We start from the raw sequence: 15,189 nt of genomic DNA on the forward strand, positions 1-15,189 counted from the left end.
CATGTCATTGTCAGCCGATAATCCCATCCATGACGTGGCCATCGTCGGCCTCGGGCCGGTCGGTGCCATCTTCGCCAACCTGCTCGCGAAATCCGGCTTGAGGGTCGCCATCGTCGAGCGCGTTGCCGACATCTACGACAAGCCGCGCGCGATCACGCTCGACCACGAGGCGCTGCGCGTGCTGCAGGCGATCGGGCTCGGCGATTTCATGGAGCAGGCGATCGCCCCGCATAACGGCTCGCACTATCTCGGCGTCGACGGCGAGATCATCAAGATCTTCGACCCGATGCCGCCGCCGTTCCCGCTCGGCTGGATTCCGAACGTGACCTTCGTGCAGCCGGACGTCGAGCAGGCGCTGCGCGACAAGCTCTGCGACTATCCGCATGCCGACATTTTCCTTGCGGCCACGGGCGTGGCGCTGCAGCAGGACGATGGCGCGGTGATGCTGACGGCGCGCCGCGAGTCCGGTGAGGAGTTCTTGATCCGCGCGCGCTATCTGGTCGGCTCCGACGGCGCCAACAGCTTCGTCCGCAAGCAGCTCGGCATCGGCCTCGACGACCTCGCCTTCGATGAATGGTGGATGGTGGTGGACACGCTGACCAGCGATCCCGCCAAGCGGCCGGCCAAGAGCTTTCAGTATTGCTGGCCGTCGCGTCCCGGCACTTTCGTGCCGGGTCCGCGCAATTTGCGACGCTGGGAGATCAAGTTGCTGCCCGGCGAGGACCCCGAGGCGGCCGGCGCGCCCGACAACGTCGTGACGCTGCTCAAGGGTTTCACCGATATCTCCGACCTGACGATCTGGCGCTCGGCGGTCTATCGCTTTCACGCGCTGCTCGGCCGGCGCTGGCGCGACCGCCGCGTGCTGCTGATGGGCGATGCCGTGCACCAGACGCCGCCGTTCCTCGGGCAAGGGCTGTGCGCCGGTATCCGCGATGCGGTGAACCTGGCCTGGAAGTTGCGGCTGGTTCTTCGCGGCGACGCGGGCGGTGCGCTGCTCGACAGTTACGAGATCGAGCGCAAGCCGCATGTCCGCGCCGTCGTCGCCAGCGCCAAGGAGTTCGGCAAGATCATCGGCGAGCTCGATCCGGTGGCCGCCGTCGAACGCGACATGCGGCTGCGCGCCGACCTGAAGGCCGGCAAGGCCGAAACCATCAGGCAGAAATTCATCCCCGATCTCGTCTCCGGCCTGATCGCGCGCGATGCCGCGCTTGCCGGGCGGCTGTTCGTGCAGCCGCATGTGCGCGCGCCGGATGGGCGGACGTGCCGGCTCGACGATCTGCTGCAGCCGGAATTCGCGATCGTGACGACCGCGGCGGAGCGGATGGCGTGGCTGTCGGACGCGTCCGCTGCCGCCTGGCAGCGTCTATCAGGCGAGCGCGTCGTCATCGCCACATCAGGCGAAAGCGCCGATCGAGGCGGTATCCTGACCGTGATCGAACGCGACAGTTTGTTCGCGGACTGGATGCGGCAGCATGACTCCGCGGCCGTCATCGTGCGGCCGGACCGCTACGTCTTCGGCGCCGCGCGCAATGCCGGCGAGCTCAGTATGCTTGTCGGGCAACTGCTCCAGAACCTCAGCGCAGGGCACTAGTCTTTTCAAGGCTGCGCTTTGTCTGTACCACCGGAAGAAAGAAATTCCGGGGGAAACCAGTGAACAACAATAACGATGCGGCGGAGTATGATTACGTCATCGTCGGTGCCGGCTCGGCCGGTTGCGTGCTCGCCAACCGCCTGAGCGCTGACGGCAAGCACTCGGTGCTGCTGCTCGAGGCCGGCCCGAAGGACAGCAACATCTGGATCCATGTGCCGCTCGGCTACGGCAAGCTGTTCAAGGAAAAATCCGTCAACTGGATGTACCAGACCGAGCCCGAGCCGGGCCTGAACGGGCGGCAGGTGTTCCAGCCGCGCGGCAAGGTGCTCGGCGGCTCCAGCTCGATCAACGGCCTGCTCTATGTGCGCGGCCAGCATGAGGACTATGACCGCTGGCGCCAGCGCGGCAATGCCGGCTGGGGCTATGACGACGTCCTGCCCTATTTCCGGAAGGCGGAAGATCAGCAGCGTGGCTCCAACACCTATCACGGCGCCGGCGGCCCGCTGCCGGTGTCGGATTGGCGGCATCATGATCCGCTGTCGGAGGCCTTCGTGCATGCCGCAGCCGAGGTCGGGATTCCCACCAATCCGGATTTCAACGGCGCGACCCAGGAGGGCGCGGGCTTCTTCCAGACCACGACGCGGCGCGGCCGGCGCGCCTCGACGGCGCGGTCCTATCTGCGGCCGGCGTTGACGCGCGGCAATCTTCATGTCGAGACCTCGGCGCTGGCGCAGCGCATCCTGTTCGACGGCAAGCGCGCGAGCGGCGTCGCCTACAAGCAGAACGGGCAATTGCGCAAGGCCAAGGCGCGCAGGGAGGTGCTGGTATCGAGCGGTGCGTACAACTCGCCGCAATTGTTGCAGCTCTCCGGCGTCGGCCCTGCCGATCTGTTGAAGCAGCACGGCATCGACATCGTGCTCGATGCGCCCGGCGTCGGCAACGACCTGCAGGACCACATGCAGGTCCGCATCGTCACGTGCTGCGCGCAGACCGTCACGCTGAACGACGTCATCAATCATCCCGTGCGCCGCGTCATGGCGGGCCTCCGCTACGCCGCGCTGCGCAAGGGGCCGCTGACGATCGCCGCCGGCACCTCGGGCGCGTTCTTCAAGACCAGCCCGCGGCTTGCCTCGCCCGACATCCAGATCCACTTCCTGCCGTTCTCGACCGACAAGATGGGCGAGCAGCTGCATCCGTTCTCGGGCTTCACGGCCTCGGTCTGCCAGCTGCGTCCGGAGAGCCGCGGTTCGCTGAAGATCAGGAGCGCGGACCCGGGCGTGCCGCCGGAAATCCGCATCAACTATCTGGCGACCGAGACCGATCGCCGCGCCTTCATCGACGGCATCCGTATCCTGCGCAAGATCCTGGCGGCACCGGCGCTGAAATCCTATTCAGTGGGCGAGGTCGATCCCGGCGCCAAGGTGGTCAGCGACGACGACCTGCTCGATTTCTGCCGGCGCACCGGAAGCACGGTCTATCATCCGACCTCGACCTGCCGGATGGGCAACGATCCGCTCGCGGTGGTCGACCAGCGGCTCAAGGTGCGCGGCATCGAAGGTCTGCGCGTGGTCGATGCGTCCGTCATGCCGGACCTGATGTCGGGCAACACCAATGCGCCGACGATCATGATCGCGGAGAAAGCGTCGGACATGATCCTGGAGGATGCGAGGTAGGACGCCATCCGTCATCCTGAGGAGCGCGTAGCGCGTCTCGAAGGATGCACGGCCCCGGTCTGACGGCTCGGAAAGCTCCGGGCCGTCGACCCTTCGAGACGCGCGCAAGAGCGCGCTCCTCCAGCGACAAAGGCGAAGCCTTTGCGCGGGGGTGACGGTGATAGAGTGGGCGACTGGACGTCAGCCCTTATACGCGCGCACCCGTGCGACCATCTGCTCGACATGGGCGATCGGCGTCTCGGGGAGGATGCCGTGCCCGAGATTGAAGATCATCCGCCCCTTGCCGAAGTTCTCCAGCACATCGTCCACCGCGCGGTCGAGCGCGGCGCCGCCGGCGATCAGGGCCAGCGGATCGAGATTGCCCTGCACCGCGACGCGGCTTTGCACGCGCTCGCGGATCATCGACGGCTCGGTGGCCCAATCGATCGAGACCGCATCGACGCCGGTTTGCTCGATATAGGCCGGCAGCATGCCTGCCGCGCCGCGCGGGAAGCCGATGATCCTGGCATCGGGGACCTGCTTGCGCACCCCGGCCACGATGCGCCGGGTCGGCTCGATCGCCCAGCGGGCGAACTCGCGCGGCGGCAGCACGCCGGCCCAGGTGTCAAAGATCTGCAGGCAGTCGGCGCCGGCCTTCAACTGGCCGACGAGATAGTGGATCGAGTTCTCGACCAGCACGTCGATGATCTTGGCGAACGCATCCGGATGGCGGTAGGCAAGCATCCGCGCGGGTGCCTGGTCCGGCGTGCCCTGTCCGGCCACCATGTAGGTCGCAACCGTCCACGGTGCGCCGCAGAAGCCGATCAGTGCGATCTCGGGGGCGAGTTCGCGACGGACGCGGCGCAGTGCTTCAAAAACCGGCTCGAGCGTGTCGAAGTTGGCATCGGTTGCCAACGTCGCGATTTCGCCGGGCGTTGCCAGCGGATCGAGCCGCGGTCCTTCGCCGGCCTCGAAGCGCACCGAGCGGCCGAGCGCGTAGGGGATTACCAGGATGTCGGAGAAGATGATCGCGGCGTCGAAGTTGAACCGGCGGATCGGCTGCAGCGTGACCTCGGCGGCGAATTCGGGCGTGAAGCAGAGATCGAGGAAGCCGCCGGCCTTGGCGCGCAGCTCGCGATATTCCGGCAGATAGCGGCCGGCCTGCCGCATCATCCAGAGCGGCGGCACGGCCTGGCGGTGGCCCGATAGCACGTCGATGAGCGGCTTCTTGGTGGGATCCTGGGGCACGCGGATAGTTCCTGATCACGGTCAAATTTGCGCCCCTGATACACGCTGCAGCGCAATGGGCCAAGGCGGTTCTGGAACCCCCCTTTGCGCGGCCGCGTTGTCCCCCGAATGGAGGGACGACATGGCCGACAAATTCGATCCTGCCCCGCACGACAAGCATGCCGAGAAGCCGCACGAGGCGCAGGCTGCCGACCGCAAGGCCCGCACCCGGCTGAAGGAGGGGCTCGAGGATACCTTCCCGGCCTCCGATCCGGTCAGCGCCACGCAGCCCGCGCCGTCAAAGCACGACGGCAATCGGGACAATTAGCTGGTGTATGCCAGCGCCTGCTAACCACGATGCCAAGAGAGTTCCACATGCGGCGAACTATTCGCCGCGGAGCGATGGCCCGGAGCACCGGGCCCGTCCGCATACCGTGATCGCCGGGATAGTCTAGACGGGGCCGCTTGCGGGGCGCTGCATCCGGTCAGATTCGAAGGTCACGCCGAGCCGGCGCTCCAGGCGCCAGGCCACAATGCAGTGCCGCCGGATCGGTTCGCTCTCGATCTCGAGGTCGAACGCGAGCGGGATTGCGACGTCGCTTTCCACGGCGAGCCCCGCGCCGCCGGTCGAGAGGTTGAGCACAAGACATCCGACACTGCTGTTGCGGAAGAAGATCGTCCCGCGCTTCAGCAGGATCGTTCGTTGGCTGTCGGTCTTGTATCTTATCGTTGTGCTCACGGCAGTCTCCTACCCCCGATGTGATGCCCGTCGCGATCGGTCCCCTCAAGCGCGATGGTCGCGCTTTCGCTTCTTGTTCGAGCATGATCTCCGCGCAAACGCTTTGCGTTTGTCGCGAGGGAAAACCGCTTCGTACTCTTCCGGATCATGCTCTAGTTCACCAGCACGGCGCCATCGCAGCGGATGCCCAGCACCCAAACGTCGACCTGGCCGAGCCCGATGCCGAGCGTCGCGAGCAGCGACGCCAGCACCTGATCGACTGAACTCGTCACGCCGTTCAGGATGCTCATGACGAGCGCCCCCAATCCCGGGATCGGCAGCCCGAGCGGGCCGAGATTGATGGTCAGCGAGAGGTCGCCGAGCAGACTTCCTGTCAGCGATGAAAGGAAGTTGGTCGTCGTCACCGTCTTCTTGGTGCCCGACTGGATGTCGCTGTAGCTGAAATTGACATTGGTCGGCGTGGTGTTGCCCATGCCGGCATGGGCGAGGCCGGTGACGGTGGCGAGACCAAGGTTGACCAGTGTCGCCGGCGGCGGATTGGGCTTGGTCGTGAAGTTGGTCATGTCGGCGATCGTGACGTTGCCGATCCATGCATCCACGATCCCAGGCGTCACGCCGATCGTGACCTGCGAGGTGTTGATGTTGGGGTGGCCGCAGGACACCGCGTTGAGTGTCGCGGTACCCGAGGCGACCTCGACATAGACCGGGAGATTGATCGCAGACACGGTGCCGGAGCCGAGCACATTGATCGTCGCCAGGATCCTGGTCTGCGCGGTGTGGACGCTCACACCCTGGGTGCCGATCGCGATCCAGCTCGAGCCGACCGGTCGCTCGCCGATCGTTGCGATCACGGAGACGTTGGCGATGCCGGGCAGGCCGAGATTGATCGAGGTCGCGATCTGATGGTTGCCGTTGGCGATCTGGGCCACCGTGGAAATCAGGTCGAACACCGAAACGCTGGCGCCGACCTTGGGTTTCTGCCCCACCGTGAGATTGGCGAAGGGACCGAGGTCGACCAGCGTGCCCGGCGAAATCTTGGTGGTGGAGCCGGTGACGGCCTGGGAGATCGTCGACAGCGCTGTGGTCGCCGCGTTGGCGCCGTTGGTGATCTGCTGGGTGGTCAGCGCCGACGCGACGATGTCGCCGACCTTGATGTTGCTGCTCAGCAGGTCGCTATAGGTGACGCCGGTCAGGTTGACCCGGGTCGCCAGTGCCGACAGGAAGTCCAGGGCGTCGATCTTGGCGCTGATCAGCGCATTGTAGTCCATCACCGAGAGCGACAGCGTGGTGCCGAGCATCGAGCCGAGCAGCGCATTGAGCGCGCCGCCGTTGACCGAGAGCAGCCTCGACCCGATCGCGAACGAGGCCATTTCGGTCGATGTCGCGGTGGCGGTCGTCTTGATGGTGAAGCTGTTCGCGCCGGTGAGGTACCGCGCGAAGTAGAGCGGGGTCTGGGTGTTCAGCGTGACCCGCGCGGCGTTGGGAGTGCCGACCGCCGGGGTCACGAAACGGGCCTGCGGCGCGATGGCGCTGTTTGCGGTGTAGGTTCCTGTCTCGACCTTGACCAGCGCACTGGCCGGGTACTTGTTCTGCGTCACCGTCGCGGTGGCGGCGTTGACCGGATTGTTCAGGTTGGCGGCGGCGACGATCGCGGCGAGATCGGCGGTGCTCTGCGTCTTGCGCCGGTCGGCGAAGATCGTGCCGAGATCGATGGCGAGCCCGGCGCACCCGATCAGGAGCGTCATCAGGCCGGCGCTGATCATCGCGAAGTTTCCTCGTTCGTCGGCGCCGAAGCGCCGCATCAGCATGAGGACGCCTCTCATCCTAGAATCCCCCGTACTGAATCGCCGCGGAGCGGACGATGGTGCTCGCCGGGGCGGGGACGAAGGGCAGCTTGTAGATGAAGTTGCCGGCCGCGTTGTAGTTGACCGTCACGACGTAGACGTTGGCATTCGATGGAGACGGCGCGGCATTGACCGTGAGATTGCCGGGAACGAGCAATGGATAGGTCGACGCGTTGGCGGTGACATAGCTCGTCGCGAGGCTGTTGCGTTCGGTGTCGGTCATTCCCGCGATGGATGACCGCGCCGCTTCGGCGGCGAGTTGCTGAACGCCATGCACCATGGCGAGATACGAGCCGAAGACGATGATGCCGAAAATGAAGGCAAGAAACAGCGGCAGCATCAGCGCGAATTCGACGGCGGACGCACCGCTTCGGCAGCGAAAAAAACTGGTCATTGCAACACACCTCGAAACGCCAACGACGACGTCACGTTGCGAGGCTTTGATTAAGGAAAACTATGAAAACGCTTTCACGAATCAGCGGCCGCAATTCAGACTTATCGGGTCAGTGAAGCATTATGGGGCGATCAGAATATTTGATGCGATACCCGCAAAAACCCGGGGTGTGGTGCGGTTGAGGTGCTGCAGCGTGTGGAGATGTAGTTGTTGGATACCGTGATATGCGGAGCAATGCACGTAACAATACATATGACCTGCAATATCAGTGCCTTGGCGGGTAATTGTGGCTAAACGAAAGTGCAACCAAATGTTAGTATAGCCTGATGGCATACTGTGGAGATTGGAATTGCGTCCCGTGCTGAGACTGGAGGGCTCGCGATGCATAGACCGCGTCAGCATTTGAATATTCCTACTGAAATCGTTCGTACCGTCGTTGCGATCGCGGAGACAGGCAGCCTGTCGAAAGCCGGGGAGCGTCTCGGCCTCAGCCAGCCGGCGATCAGTTCGCAGGTCAAGCGCCTGCAAAGCCTGATTGGTGGCGCACTCTTCGTCAGAACCGCAAACGGCACCACGACCACCGAGCTCGGCAAGGTCGCCGTGCAGCAGGCGAGGCGCATCCTCGAAGCCAACGATCAACTGCTTCGGCTCGGCGGCAATCATGAAGGACCCCAGCCGTTGCGGCTGGGAATCAGCACGATGCTCGCGGAGGAATTCCTGAAGCTGCATCCCTCCGATGCACTCGCCGACGTTCTGCTGCACGCCGACATGTCACCGGCCGTCATCAGGGGGGTGATCGACGGCTACATCGACATCGCGTTCGTCTACAGCAACCCTTCGCAGGAGAACGAAGACGAGGTGACGATCGCCGCCGAAGCCGAGGAGCGGTCGGTGTGGGTGCGATCGCGCGATTTTGTGCTGCGGCCGGGCGCCCCGATCCCGATCCTGGCCTGGCCAGGTGACGACTGGATGATCCGGACGCTCACCAAGCACAACATCACGTACAAGATCGTGTTCAGGAGCCCGAACCACCAGCTGCGACTGGAAGCCGCCCGGGCCGGGTACGGCCTGACGGCGTGCCCCGAGCGGATGATCCCGTCCTCGCTGATCTCGGCGAAGGACTATTATCTTCCGGAGCTTCCGTTGCAGAAGCGCCTGCTGTGCGTTCGCCCTGGTCTCGAAGGCAGCCGCGCCACGGCGATGGTGCAGCGGTTGTCCAGCCTGTTCTTCAGCGGCGCGAAGCCGATGCGTCAGGTGAGCAACATGTAGCTGGTGCTGCCGCGGTCCGGCGGCACCGATCAATAGTGCGGTGGGCGTTCGTTGGCGGGGCCGGGCGCCTGGCGTTCGGCCTCCTGAAGCCGGTCGCGCAACTCGGCGATCTGGCGCGTCAGCGCGTCGATCTGCTTCCATTGTGCCGTGATGGTCTGGTTCAGCGTCTCGATGGCCTCGTCCTGATAGGTCAGGCGAACCTCCAGCGCATCGATCCGCTCGCTCAGCTTGGCCGTGTCATTCATGGACGGCAGCCTCGCAGGGGGTACTCTCGCGCTCCGCGTCGCTCGAACGCGCACCCGCACGCTCGCGCAGGCCGTGGCCGAGCGCGACACGCTCGTCGAACACAAAACAGTCGCCGCGCCAGCGGCTGTCCAGCTGCGGGGTTTCCTCGAGATATTTCAGAATGCCGCCCTTGAGGTGATAGACCTCGGCAAAACCTTGCGCGAGCAGATAGGCGCTGGCCTTCTCGCAGCGGATGCCGCCGGTGCAGAACATCGCAATCCTGCGGTGCTTGGCCGGATCGAGGTGCCGCGCCGCAAATTCCTTGAATTGTCCAAAGCTCGCGATCCTGGGATCCACCGCGCCTTCGAACGTGCCCATCGCGACCTCGAACGCGTTGCGGGTATCGAGCACCATGATGTCAGGCGCGGCGATCAGCTCGTTCCAGTCGGCGGCATCGACATAGGTGCCGACCTGCCGCGTCGGATCGACCGTGGTGTCGCCGAGCGTGACGATCTCCCTTTTCAGCCGCACCTTGAGCCGCTGGAATGGCATCTGCGCCGCTTCGGAGAACTTCAGCTCGAGATTGTCGAGGCGGCCGCCGAACAGTGCTCCGTGCCTGAGCTCCGCAACGAAGTCATCGATGGCTTGGCCGGTGCCGGCAATGGTGCCGTTGATGCCCTCATGGGCGAGCAGCACGCTGCCCTTGAGATCGAGCGCGGCGCAGAACGCGCGCAGCGGCTCGCGCAGCGCGCGGAAGTCCGGCAGCGCGGCGAACTGGTAGAAGGCGGCGACCTTGAAGGGCATCGCCGGGGTTTATCAGGCCGGCCAGGCCGGCGAAACCCGCAAAGCCATGCATTGTCGGGATAATTCCCCTGGCATGCCAGGCATTGCTCAGCCGGGGATGAGTGTGCCATGTACTTTGTACTCCCTTGGCATCATCCGCCGCAGCCGCATCAGACCATCACGATCAAGCGAGCACTCCGTTATGAGGAATTTCCATTTCGCCGGCCGTTCCACGGTCCACGCCCAGAACGCGATGGTGGCGACGTCGCATCCGGAAGCGGCGCTCGCGGCCATCGAGGTGATGCGCGAGGGCGGCACGGCCGCCGACGCGGCGGTTGCAGCCTGTGCGCTGCTCGGCGTCATCGAGCCGCAATCGACCGGCATCGGCGGCGACTGCTTCGCGCTGATCCAGCCGAGGGGGGAAGGCAAGATCACCGCCTATAACGGCAGCGGCCGGGCGCCGATGGCGGCGACCGCCGACTGGTATCTCGAGCGCAAGATCCATTCGGTGCCGCTGACCTCGGCACATGCGGTCAGCATTCCCGGCGCGGTCGATGCCTGGGACGTGATCCTGAAGGACCACGGCAAGTTCGGCTTCGACCGGCTGCTGCAGCCCGCGATCAAGGCCGCCGAAGAGGGCTACGTGGTCGCGCCGCGCATCGCCTTCGACTGGAAGAACGGCTTCGAGAAGCTGAAGAACGGCACCAACACCGAGCGCTATCTGTTGCCGCACGGCAGGCCCGCGGTTGCCGGCGACGTGATCCGCCAGCCCGAGCTCGGCAAGACGCTGCGCGCGATCGCGCAAAAGGGCCGCGACGCCTTCTATAGCGGCGAGATCGCCGCCGACATGGTCGACACGCTGCGCGGCATCGGCGGCCTGCACACGCTCGAGGACTTCGCCGCGCACTCGACCGAGGCGACCTCGCCGATCGGCACGATGTACAAGGGCTACGACGTCTGGCAGTGCCCGCCGAACGGCCCCGGCATCACCATGCTGGTCATGCTCAACATCCTGTCGCGCTTCGACCTGACCAAGTTCAAGCCGCTCAGCATCGAGCGCTTCCATCTCGAGGCCGAGGCGGCACGCATCGCCTACATGATGCGCGAGCAGCATATCGGCGATCCCCAGCACGTGCATGTCGACGTTGCCGGCATCCTCGCCAGGGAATTCGCCGAAGAGCACATCAAGAACATCCGGATGGACCGGCTGCTCGAACTGCCGAACGTCGCGCCGCCGATGAATCCGTCGACGGTCTACATCACGGTGGTCGACAAGGATCGCAACGTCTGCTCGTTCATCAATTCGATCGCGCATTCGTTCGGCTCGGCGATCGTCTCCAACAAGACCGGCGTCCTGCTGCAGAACCGCGCCGGCGGCTTCCGCATCCAGCCCGGACATCCGAATTGCATCGCACCGGGCAAGCGTCCGCTGCACACCATCATCCCGGCGCTGGTCACCAGGAACGGCCGTGCGCTGATGCCGTACGGCGTGATGGGCGGGCAGTACCAGCCGGTCGGCCAGACCCGTGTGCTGACCAACATGCTCGACTATGGCTGCGACATTCAGGAAGCCATCGATATGCCGCGCGGCCTGCACTACGAAGGGGTCTACCAGCTCGAGGACTCTGTGCCGGCGGAGATCGTCGAAGGCCTGAAGAAGATCGGTCACAAGACCACCAGCGTGGTCGCGCCGCTCGGCGGCGGGCAGGGCATCTGGATCGATTGGGACAAGGGGACGCTGACGGGCGGCTCCGACCCGCGCAAGGACGGCTGCGCGCTCGGCTACTGATTGTCGCGGGCGATCAGGGGCCGGTGCAAACAAGGTTGTTGTCGCGGGGGGTGCTAGTCCTGCCCGACGGAAGCCCGTCACCGGCATCACCTACTCGTATCTGGCGGCGCAACTGATCGGTGATCTCATCGCGAGCGCGTCGTCGCCATTGCTCGGCGATTTTGCGCTGGACCGCGACGCCGGCATGGCCGGTCACTGAAAAATGGCTAGGGATTCGACCCGCACTGGGCTAGAGACGGCCGTCCTTCACGAGAGGTGCAAGATGCGATCTTCCCGACGCACGATCATCAAGACTGCATTTGCCGGCCTTGCGGCGGCAGTCTCCACGTCCGTTGTCAGCGGGACGGCAACGGCCCAAACTGCAGGAAAGCCCATGACCACAGCTTCAGGCCTCCAGATCATCGACAGCAAGGTCGGCACCGGCGCCTCGCCGAAGACCGGCCAGACCTGCGTCATGCACTATACCGGCTGGCTCTACGAGAACGGCCAGAAGGGCAAGAAATTCGATTCCTCCGTCGATCGCAACGAGCCGTTCGAGTTTCCGATCGGCCAGGGTCACGTGATCAAGGGCTGGGACGAGGGCGTCGCCACCATGAAGGTCGGCGGCAAGCGCACCCTGATCATCCCGCCGAACCTCGGCTACGGCGCGCGCGGCGCCGGCGGCGTGATTCCACCAAACGCCACGCTGATGTTCGACGTCGAGCTGCTTGGCGTCAAATAAGCCGATGGGCGTCAAGTAACCGGCCCACAGCAACAGGGGCGCAGCGATGAAGATTTCGATCCTCGACGATTATTTCGACACGCTGCGCACCCTCGATTGCTACCGCAAGCTCGACGGGTATGACGTCAAGATCTGGAACGATCATGTCCAGGACGTCGATGCGCTCGCCGAACGGCTGCGCGATACCGAAGCGCTGGTCCTGATCCGCGAGCGAACCCAGATCCGCACGCCGCTGCTCGAACGTCTGCCGAAGCTGAAGCTGATCAGCCAGCGCAGCGTCTATCCGCATATCGACATCGACACCTGCACGCGGCTCGGCATCATCGTGTCGTCGAGCCAGCATGCCGATACGCCGTCCTACGCCACCGCCGAGTTCACCTGGGGCATGATCCTTGCGGCGATGCGCGCGATCCCGCAACAGATGGCGGCGCTCAAGGCCGGCAAGTGGCAGATCGGCGTTGGCCATACGCTGCGCGGCAAGACGCTCGGCATCTATGGCTATGGTCGCATCGGCGCCGTGGTCGCGGGCTATGGCAAGGCGTTCGGCATGAATGTGCTGGTCTGGGCGCGCGAGCCGGCGATGGCGAAGGCGCGTGCCGACGGCTATGAGACATCAGCCAGCAAGGCGGATTTCTTCGCCCGCTGCGACGTGCTGTCGCTGCATATGCGGCTGGTCGACGCGACGCGCGGCATCGTCAAGGCGGAAGACCTCGCGCGGATGAAGCAGACCGCGCTGATCGTCAACACCAGCCGCGCGCCGCTGATCGAGCCCGGCGCGCTGGTCAACGCGTTGCGTGCCGGCCGGCCAGGCATGGCCGCGATCGACGTCTACGAGAAGGAGCCGCTGCGCGACACGGCGGACCCGCTGCTCAACATGGACAATGTGGTCTGCACGCCGCATCTCGGCTACGTCTCGCGCGACGAGTACGAAATCCAGTTCACCGACATCTTCGACCAGATATTGGCCTACGCGGCCGGCACGCCGACCAATGTCGTGAACCCGGATGTTCTGGCACATCCGGATGTGCTGGCACATCCGCGCCCGCGCGGCTGAGCAGCGTCGTTCATGCTCGATCGGCCGGCTCGATGGGGCGGCCGTGTCATCTCTCGTTCAGCGAGGCCAGTGAGCCGCTGAGGTCACCCTGCCGACAATCCTCTTGATGCCGCCGAGTGCCTTCTGTCCCTTGCCCTTGGCTTCCAGGATCGCGCCTCGGCCCTGCATCGCCGGAGAGCCGGTGACCTTGCCAAGACGCCGCTTGAACCTGCCGATCGCCTCGTTGGCCGTGCCCTTGATCCTATCGGTCGCGCTACCCATGAAATTACTCCTTCGGAATACGCTGAGGTAACGCGCCGGAACATGGCGATGTTCCGATTCGGCGAGGTTCCGATTTTCCGCTCGCCTGCGCGGCTGCTTTTCGCTAGCGTTCCACGCACGAAATTAGGCCAACGAAAGCAAGAATGATGAGCGGTTCCCACGATCACACCCATTCCCACGACCATCACCATCACGACGAGCGCTGGAAGCACGACGGCGTCCGCGTGATTCCCGGCAACCAGCTCGATCCGAACGTGCCGTCGACCGCCGGCATGGACCGCAAGGCCGCGATCAATTTTGCCCGGGTCGGGGCGCAGAAATTGTGGGCAGGCACCGTCAGCATCAAGCCGGATGCCAAGACCGGCGCGCATCATCACGGCCATCTCGAAAGCATCATCTATGTCGTGAAGGGCAAGGCGCGGATGCGCTGGGGCGAGAAGCTGCAGTTCACCGCCGAGGCCGGCCCCGGCGATTTCATCTTCGTGCCGCCCTACGTGCCGCATCAGGAGATCAATGCCAGCCGCGACGAGGTGCTGGAATGCGTGCTGGTGCGCTCCGACGGCGAGGCGGTTGCGATCAACCTCGATATCGAGCCGATCGAGAAGCCGGAGACCGTGCTGTGGGTCGACCCGGTGCACCGCCATCCCGACGAGAAGAAATAGCGCGCGGCGCCGCTATGCTGTCATTCCGGGGCTCGCGAAGCGAGAACCCGGAATCTCGAGGTTCCGGGTTCGCGCTATGCGCGCCCCGGAACGACATCCCAGGAAGGGCTGAGATACCAGGGAGGCCAGCATGACGCTCGTGCGTTACGAGAGCGCCGACCACGTCGCGACCATCACGATGGACCGCGTCTCCTCGCACAACGCGCTCAACAACGCGCTGTGCGACGAGTTGCAGCAAGCCTGGCGGCGCTTTCGCGACAGCGATGACCGCGTCGCGGTGCTGGCTTCGGCCGAGGAGAAGTACTTCTGCGTCGGCGCCGACGTCCGGGATTTCCCCGCCAATATGTGGCAGGCGGTGCCCGGGCTCGGTGTCGAGCTCGACAAGCCGGTGATCGCGGCGACGTCGGGCTGGGTGGTGGGCGGCGGCTTCGTTCTGGTGCAGATGGCCGACATCTGCGTCGCCTCGGAGACGACGCGGTTCGTCTATCCGGAAGCCAAGATCGGCACCACCGGCGGCGGTGTCTCCTCGGTGCTGGCCCGCATGCCGCACAAGATCGCGATGGAGTTCCTGCTCGTCGGCGAGGAGCTGTCGGCCGAGCGGGCCTACCAGATCGGCTTCGTCAACCGCATCACGCCACCGGGGCAGCACCTTGCGGCGGCGCAGGAGCTGGCGGCCAAGATCGCGGGCAACGCGCCGCTGGTGGTGCAGGCGCTCAAGAAGCTCGCCCGTGACGCGATGCCGAAGGGGCCGCTGGAGACGGTCGCCGAGGTGCGCCGGCAACTCGACGCCATCAAGGACAGCGACGACCTCAAGGAAGGCGCCAGGGCGTTCAGCGAGAAGCGCAAGCCGAGATTTACGGGACGATGACCTTCTCCGTCATTGCGAGGAGCTCGCGACAAAATTGCAAGCAATTTTGCGCTGAAGCGACGAAGCAATCATCTGTCCCTGAGCGGAGATATGGATTGCTTCGCTGCGCT

The 15,189-nt window shown here is 64.9% G+C and carries 16 protein-coding genes; 9 read left to right on the forward strand and 7 right to left on the reverse strand.

Going from position 1 to position 15,189, the window contains the following annotated elements; translation table 11 throughout:
• Window position 1 precedes the first annotated feature (1 nt).
• Entirely contained in the window at window positions 2-1,591 is a 1,590-nt protein-coding gene (locus tag J2R76_RS35435; protein WP_253625551.1) for a bifunctional 3-(3-hydroxy-phenyl)propionate/3-hydroxycinnamic acid hydroxylase, read from the forward strand.
• A gap of 59 nt (window positions 1,592-1,650) precedes the next feature.
• Window positions 1,651-3,264, forward strand: a complete 1,614-nt coding sequence (locus tag J2R76_RS35440; RefSeq protein WP_253625552.1) for a GMC family oxidoreductase — start codon at window positions 1,651-1,653, stop codon at window positions 3,262-3,264.
• Window positions 3,265-3,444: 180 nt separating this feature from the next.
• Here the strand turns inward: J2R76_RS35440 and hemE are convergent, their stop codons facing one another.
• Window positions 3,445-4,491: a uroporphyrinogen decarboxylase gene (gene hemE / locus J2R76_RS35445; protein WP_057016932.1), complete on the reverse strand. Its 1,047-nt coding sequence runs from the start codon at window positions 4,489-4,491 to the stop codon at window positions 3,445-3,447.
• A 121-nt stretch (window positions 4,492-4,612) separates the two neighbouring features.
• Between hemE and J2R76_RS35450 the strand changes: the two genes are divergently transcribed.
• Window positions 4,613-4,798 (forward strand): hypothetical protein, encoded by a 186-nt coding sequence (locus J2R76_RS35450; protein ID WP_028333252.1) that lies wholly within the window; start codon window positions 4,613-4,615, stop codon window positions 4,796-4,798.
• Window positions 4,799-4,921: 123 nt separating this feature from the next.
• On the opposite strand, the gene J2R76_RS35455 is transcribed toward J2R76_RS35450, so the two are convergent.
• From J2R76_RS35455 to J2R76_RS35465, 3 genes are all read right to left on the reverse strand, one after another.
• Window positions 4,922-5,209 (reverse strand): PilZ domain-containing protein, encoded by a 288-nt coding sequence (locus tag J2R76_RS35455; RefSeq protein WP_229189556.1) that lies wholly within the window; start codon window positions 5,207-5,209, stop codon window positions 4,922-4,924.
• Between the two features lie 152 nt (window positions 5,210-5,361).
• Window positions 5,362-7,032 carry a pilus assembly protein TadG-related protein gene (locus tag J2R76_RS35460; RefSeq protein ID WP_076826093.1) on the reverse strand — a complete coding sequence of 557 codons (1,671 nt, stop codon included), beginning with the start codon at window positions 7,030-7,032 and terminating at the stop codon, window positions 5,362-5,364.
• A 1-nt stretch (window position 7,033) separates the two neighbouring features.
• Window positions 7,034-7,447 (reverse strand): TadE/TadG family type IV pilus assembly protein, encoded by a 414-nt coding sequence (locus J2R76_RS35465; RefSeq protein WP_057016934.1) that lies wholly within the window; start codon window positions 7,445-7,447, stop codon window positions 7,034-7,036.
• Window positions 7,448-7,828: 381 nt separating this feature from the next.
• On the opposite strand from J2R76_RS35465, the gene J2R76_RS35470 reads away from it, so the two are divergent.
• Window positions 7,829-8,716, forward strand: coding sequence for a LysR family transcriptional regulator (locus J2R76_RS35470; RefSeq protein WP_229189553.1), 888 nt, complete (start codon window positions 7,829-7,831; stop codon window positions 8,714-8,716).
• A gap of 29 nt (window positions 8,717-8,745) precedes the next feature.
• Here J2R76_RS35470 and J2R76_RS35475 read toward each other — a convergent pair whose 3' ends face one another.
• A complete protein-coding gene (locus J2R76_RS35475) occupies window positions 8,746-8,961 on the reverse strand; it encodes a SlyX family protein (protein ID WP_028333247.1) in 216 nt (71 codons plus the stop codon).
• Window positions 8,954-9,745, reverse strand: coding sequence for a rhodanese-related sulfurtransferase (locus J2R76_RS35480; protein WP_253625553.1), 792 nt, complete (start codon window positions 9,743-9,745; stop codon window positions 8,954-8,956). The genes J2R76_RS35475 and J2R76_RS35480 overlap by 8 nt, the downstream gene beginning before the upstream one ends.
• A gap of 181 nt (window positions 9,746-9,926) precedes the next feature.
• On the opposite strand from J2R76_RS35480, the gene ggt reads away from it, so the two are divergent.
• The 3 genes from ggt to J2R76_RS35495 all read left to right on the forward strand — a co-directional run bounded on the left by ggt (window position 9,927) and on the right by J2R76_RS35495 (window position 13,288).
• Window positions 9,927-11,513 carry a gamma-glutamyltransferase gene (gene ggt, locus J2R76_RS35485; protein WP_076826098.1) on the forward strand — a complete coding sequence of 529 codons (1,587 nt, stop codon included), beginning with the start codon at window positions 9,927-9,929 and terminating at the stop codon, window positions 11,511-11,513.
• Window positions 11,514-11,775: 262 nt separating this feature from the next.
• A complete protein-coding gene (locus J2R76_RS35490) occupies window positions 11,776-12,234 on the forward strand; it encodes an FKBP-type peptidyl-prolyl cis-trans isomerase (RefSeq protein ID WP_028333243.1) in 459 nt (152 codons plus the stop codon).
• Between the two features lie 46 nt (window positions 12,235-12,280).
• Window positions 12,281-13,288: a D-2-hydroxyacid dehydrogenase family protein gene (locus J2R76_RS35495; RefSeq protein ID WP_057016939.1), complete on the forward strand. Its 1,008-nt coding sequence runs from the start codon at window positions 12,281-12,283 to the stop codon at window positions 13,286-13,288.
• Window positions 13,289-13,345: 57 nt separating this feature from the next.
• Here the strand turns inward: J2R76_RS35495 and J2R76_RS35500 are convergent, their stop codons facing one another.
• Window positions 13,346-13,549, reverse strand: coding sequence for a CsbD family protein (locus J2R76_RS35500; RefSeq protein ID WP_057016940.1), 204 nt, complete (start codon window positions 13,547-13,549; stop codon window positions 13,346-13,348).
• Between the two features lie 146 nt (window positions 13,550-13,695).
• Here J2R76_RS35500 and J2R76_RS35505 point away from each other — a divergent pair, with 146 nt between their 5' ends.
• Together J2R76_RS35505 and J2R76_RS35510 are read left to right on the forward strand one after the other, a co-directional pair.
• Complete coding sequence (locus tag J2R76_RS35505; protein WP_057017016.1) at window positions 13,696-14,211, forward strand: cupin domain-containing protein; 516 nt, start codon at window positions 13,696-13,698, stop codon at window positions 14,209-14,211.
• A 130-nt stretch (window positions 14,212-14,341) separates the two neighbouring features.
• Window positions 14,342-15,079, forward strand: coding sequence for an enoyl-CoA hydratase/isomerase family protein (locus J2R76_RS35510; protein ID WP_253589281.1), 738 nt, complete (start codon window positions 14,342-14,344; stop codon window positions 15,077-15,079).
• Window positions 15,080-15,189 lie beyond the last annotated feature (110 nt).

The organism is Bradyrhizobium sp. USDA 4532, assembly GCF_024171315.1.
Lineage (GTDB): Bacteria > Pseudomonadota > Alphaproteobacteria > Rhizobiales > Xanthobacteraceae > Bradyrhizobium > Bradyrhizobium australafricanum.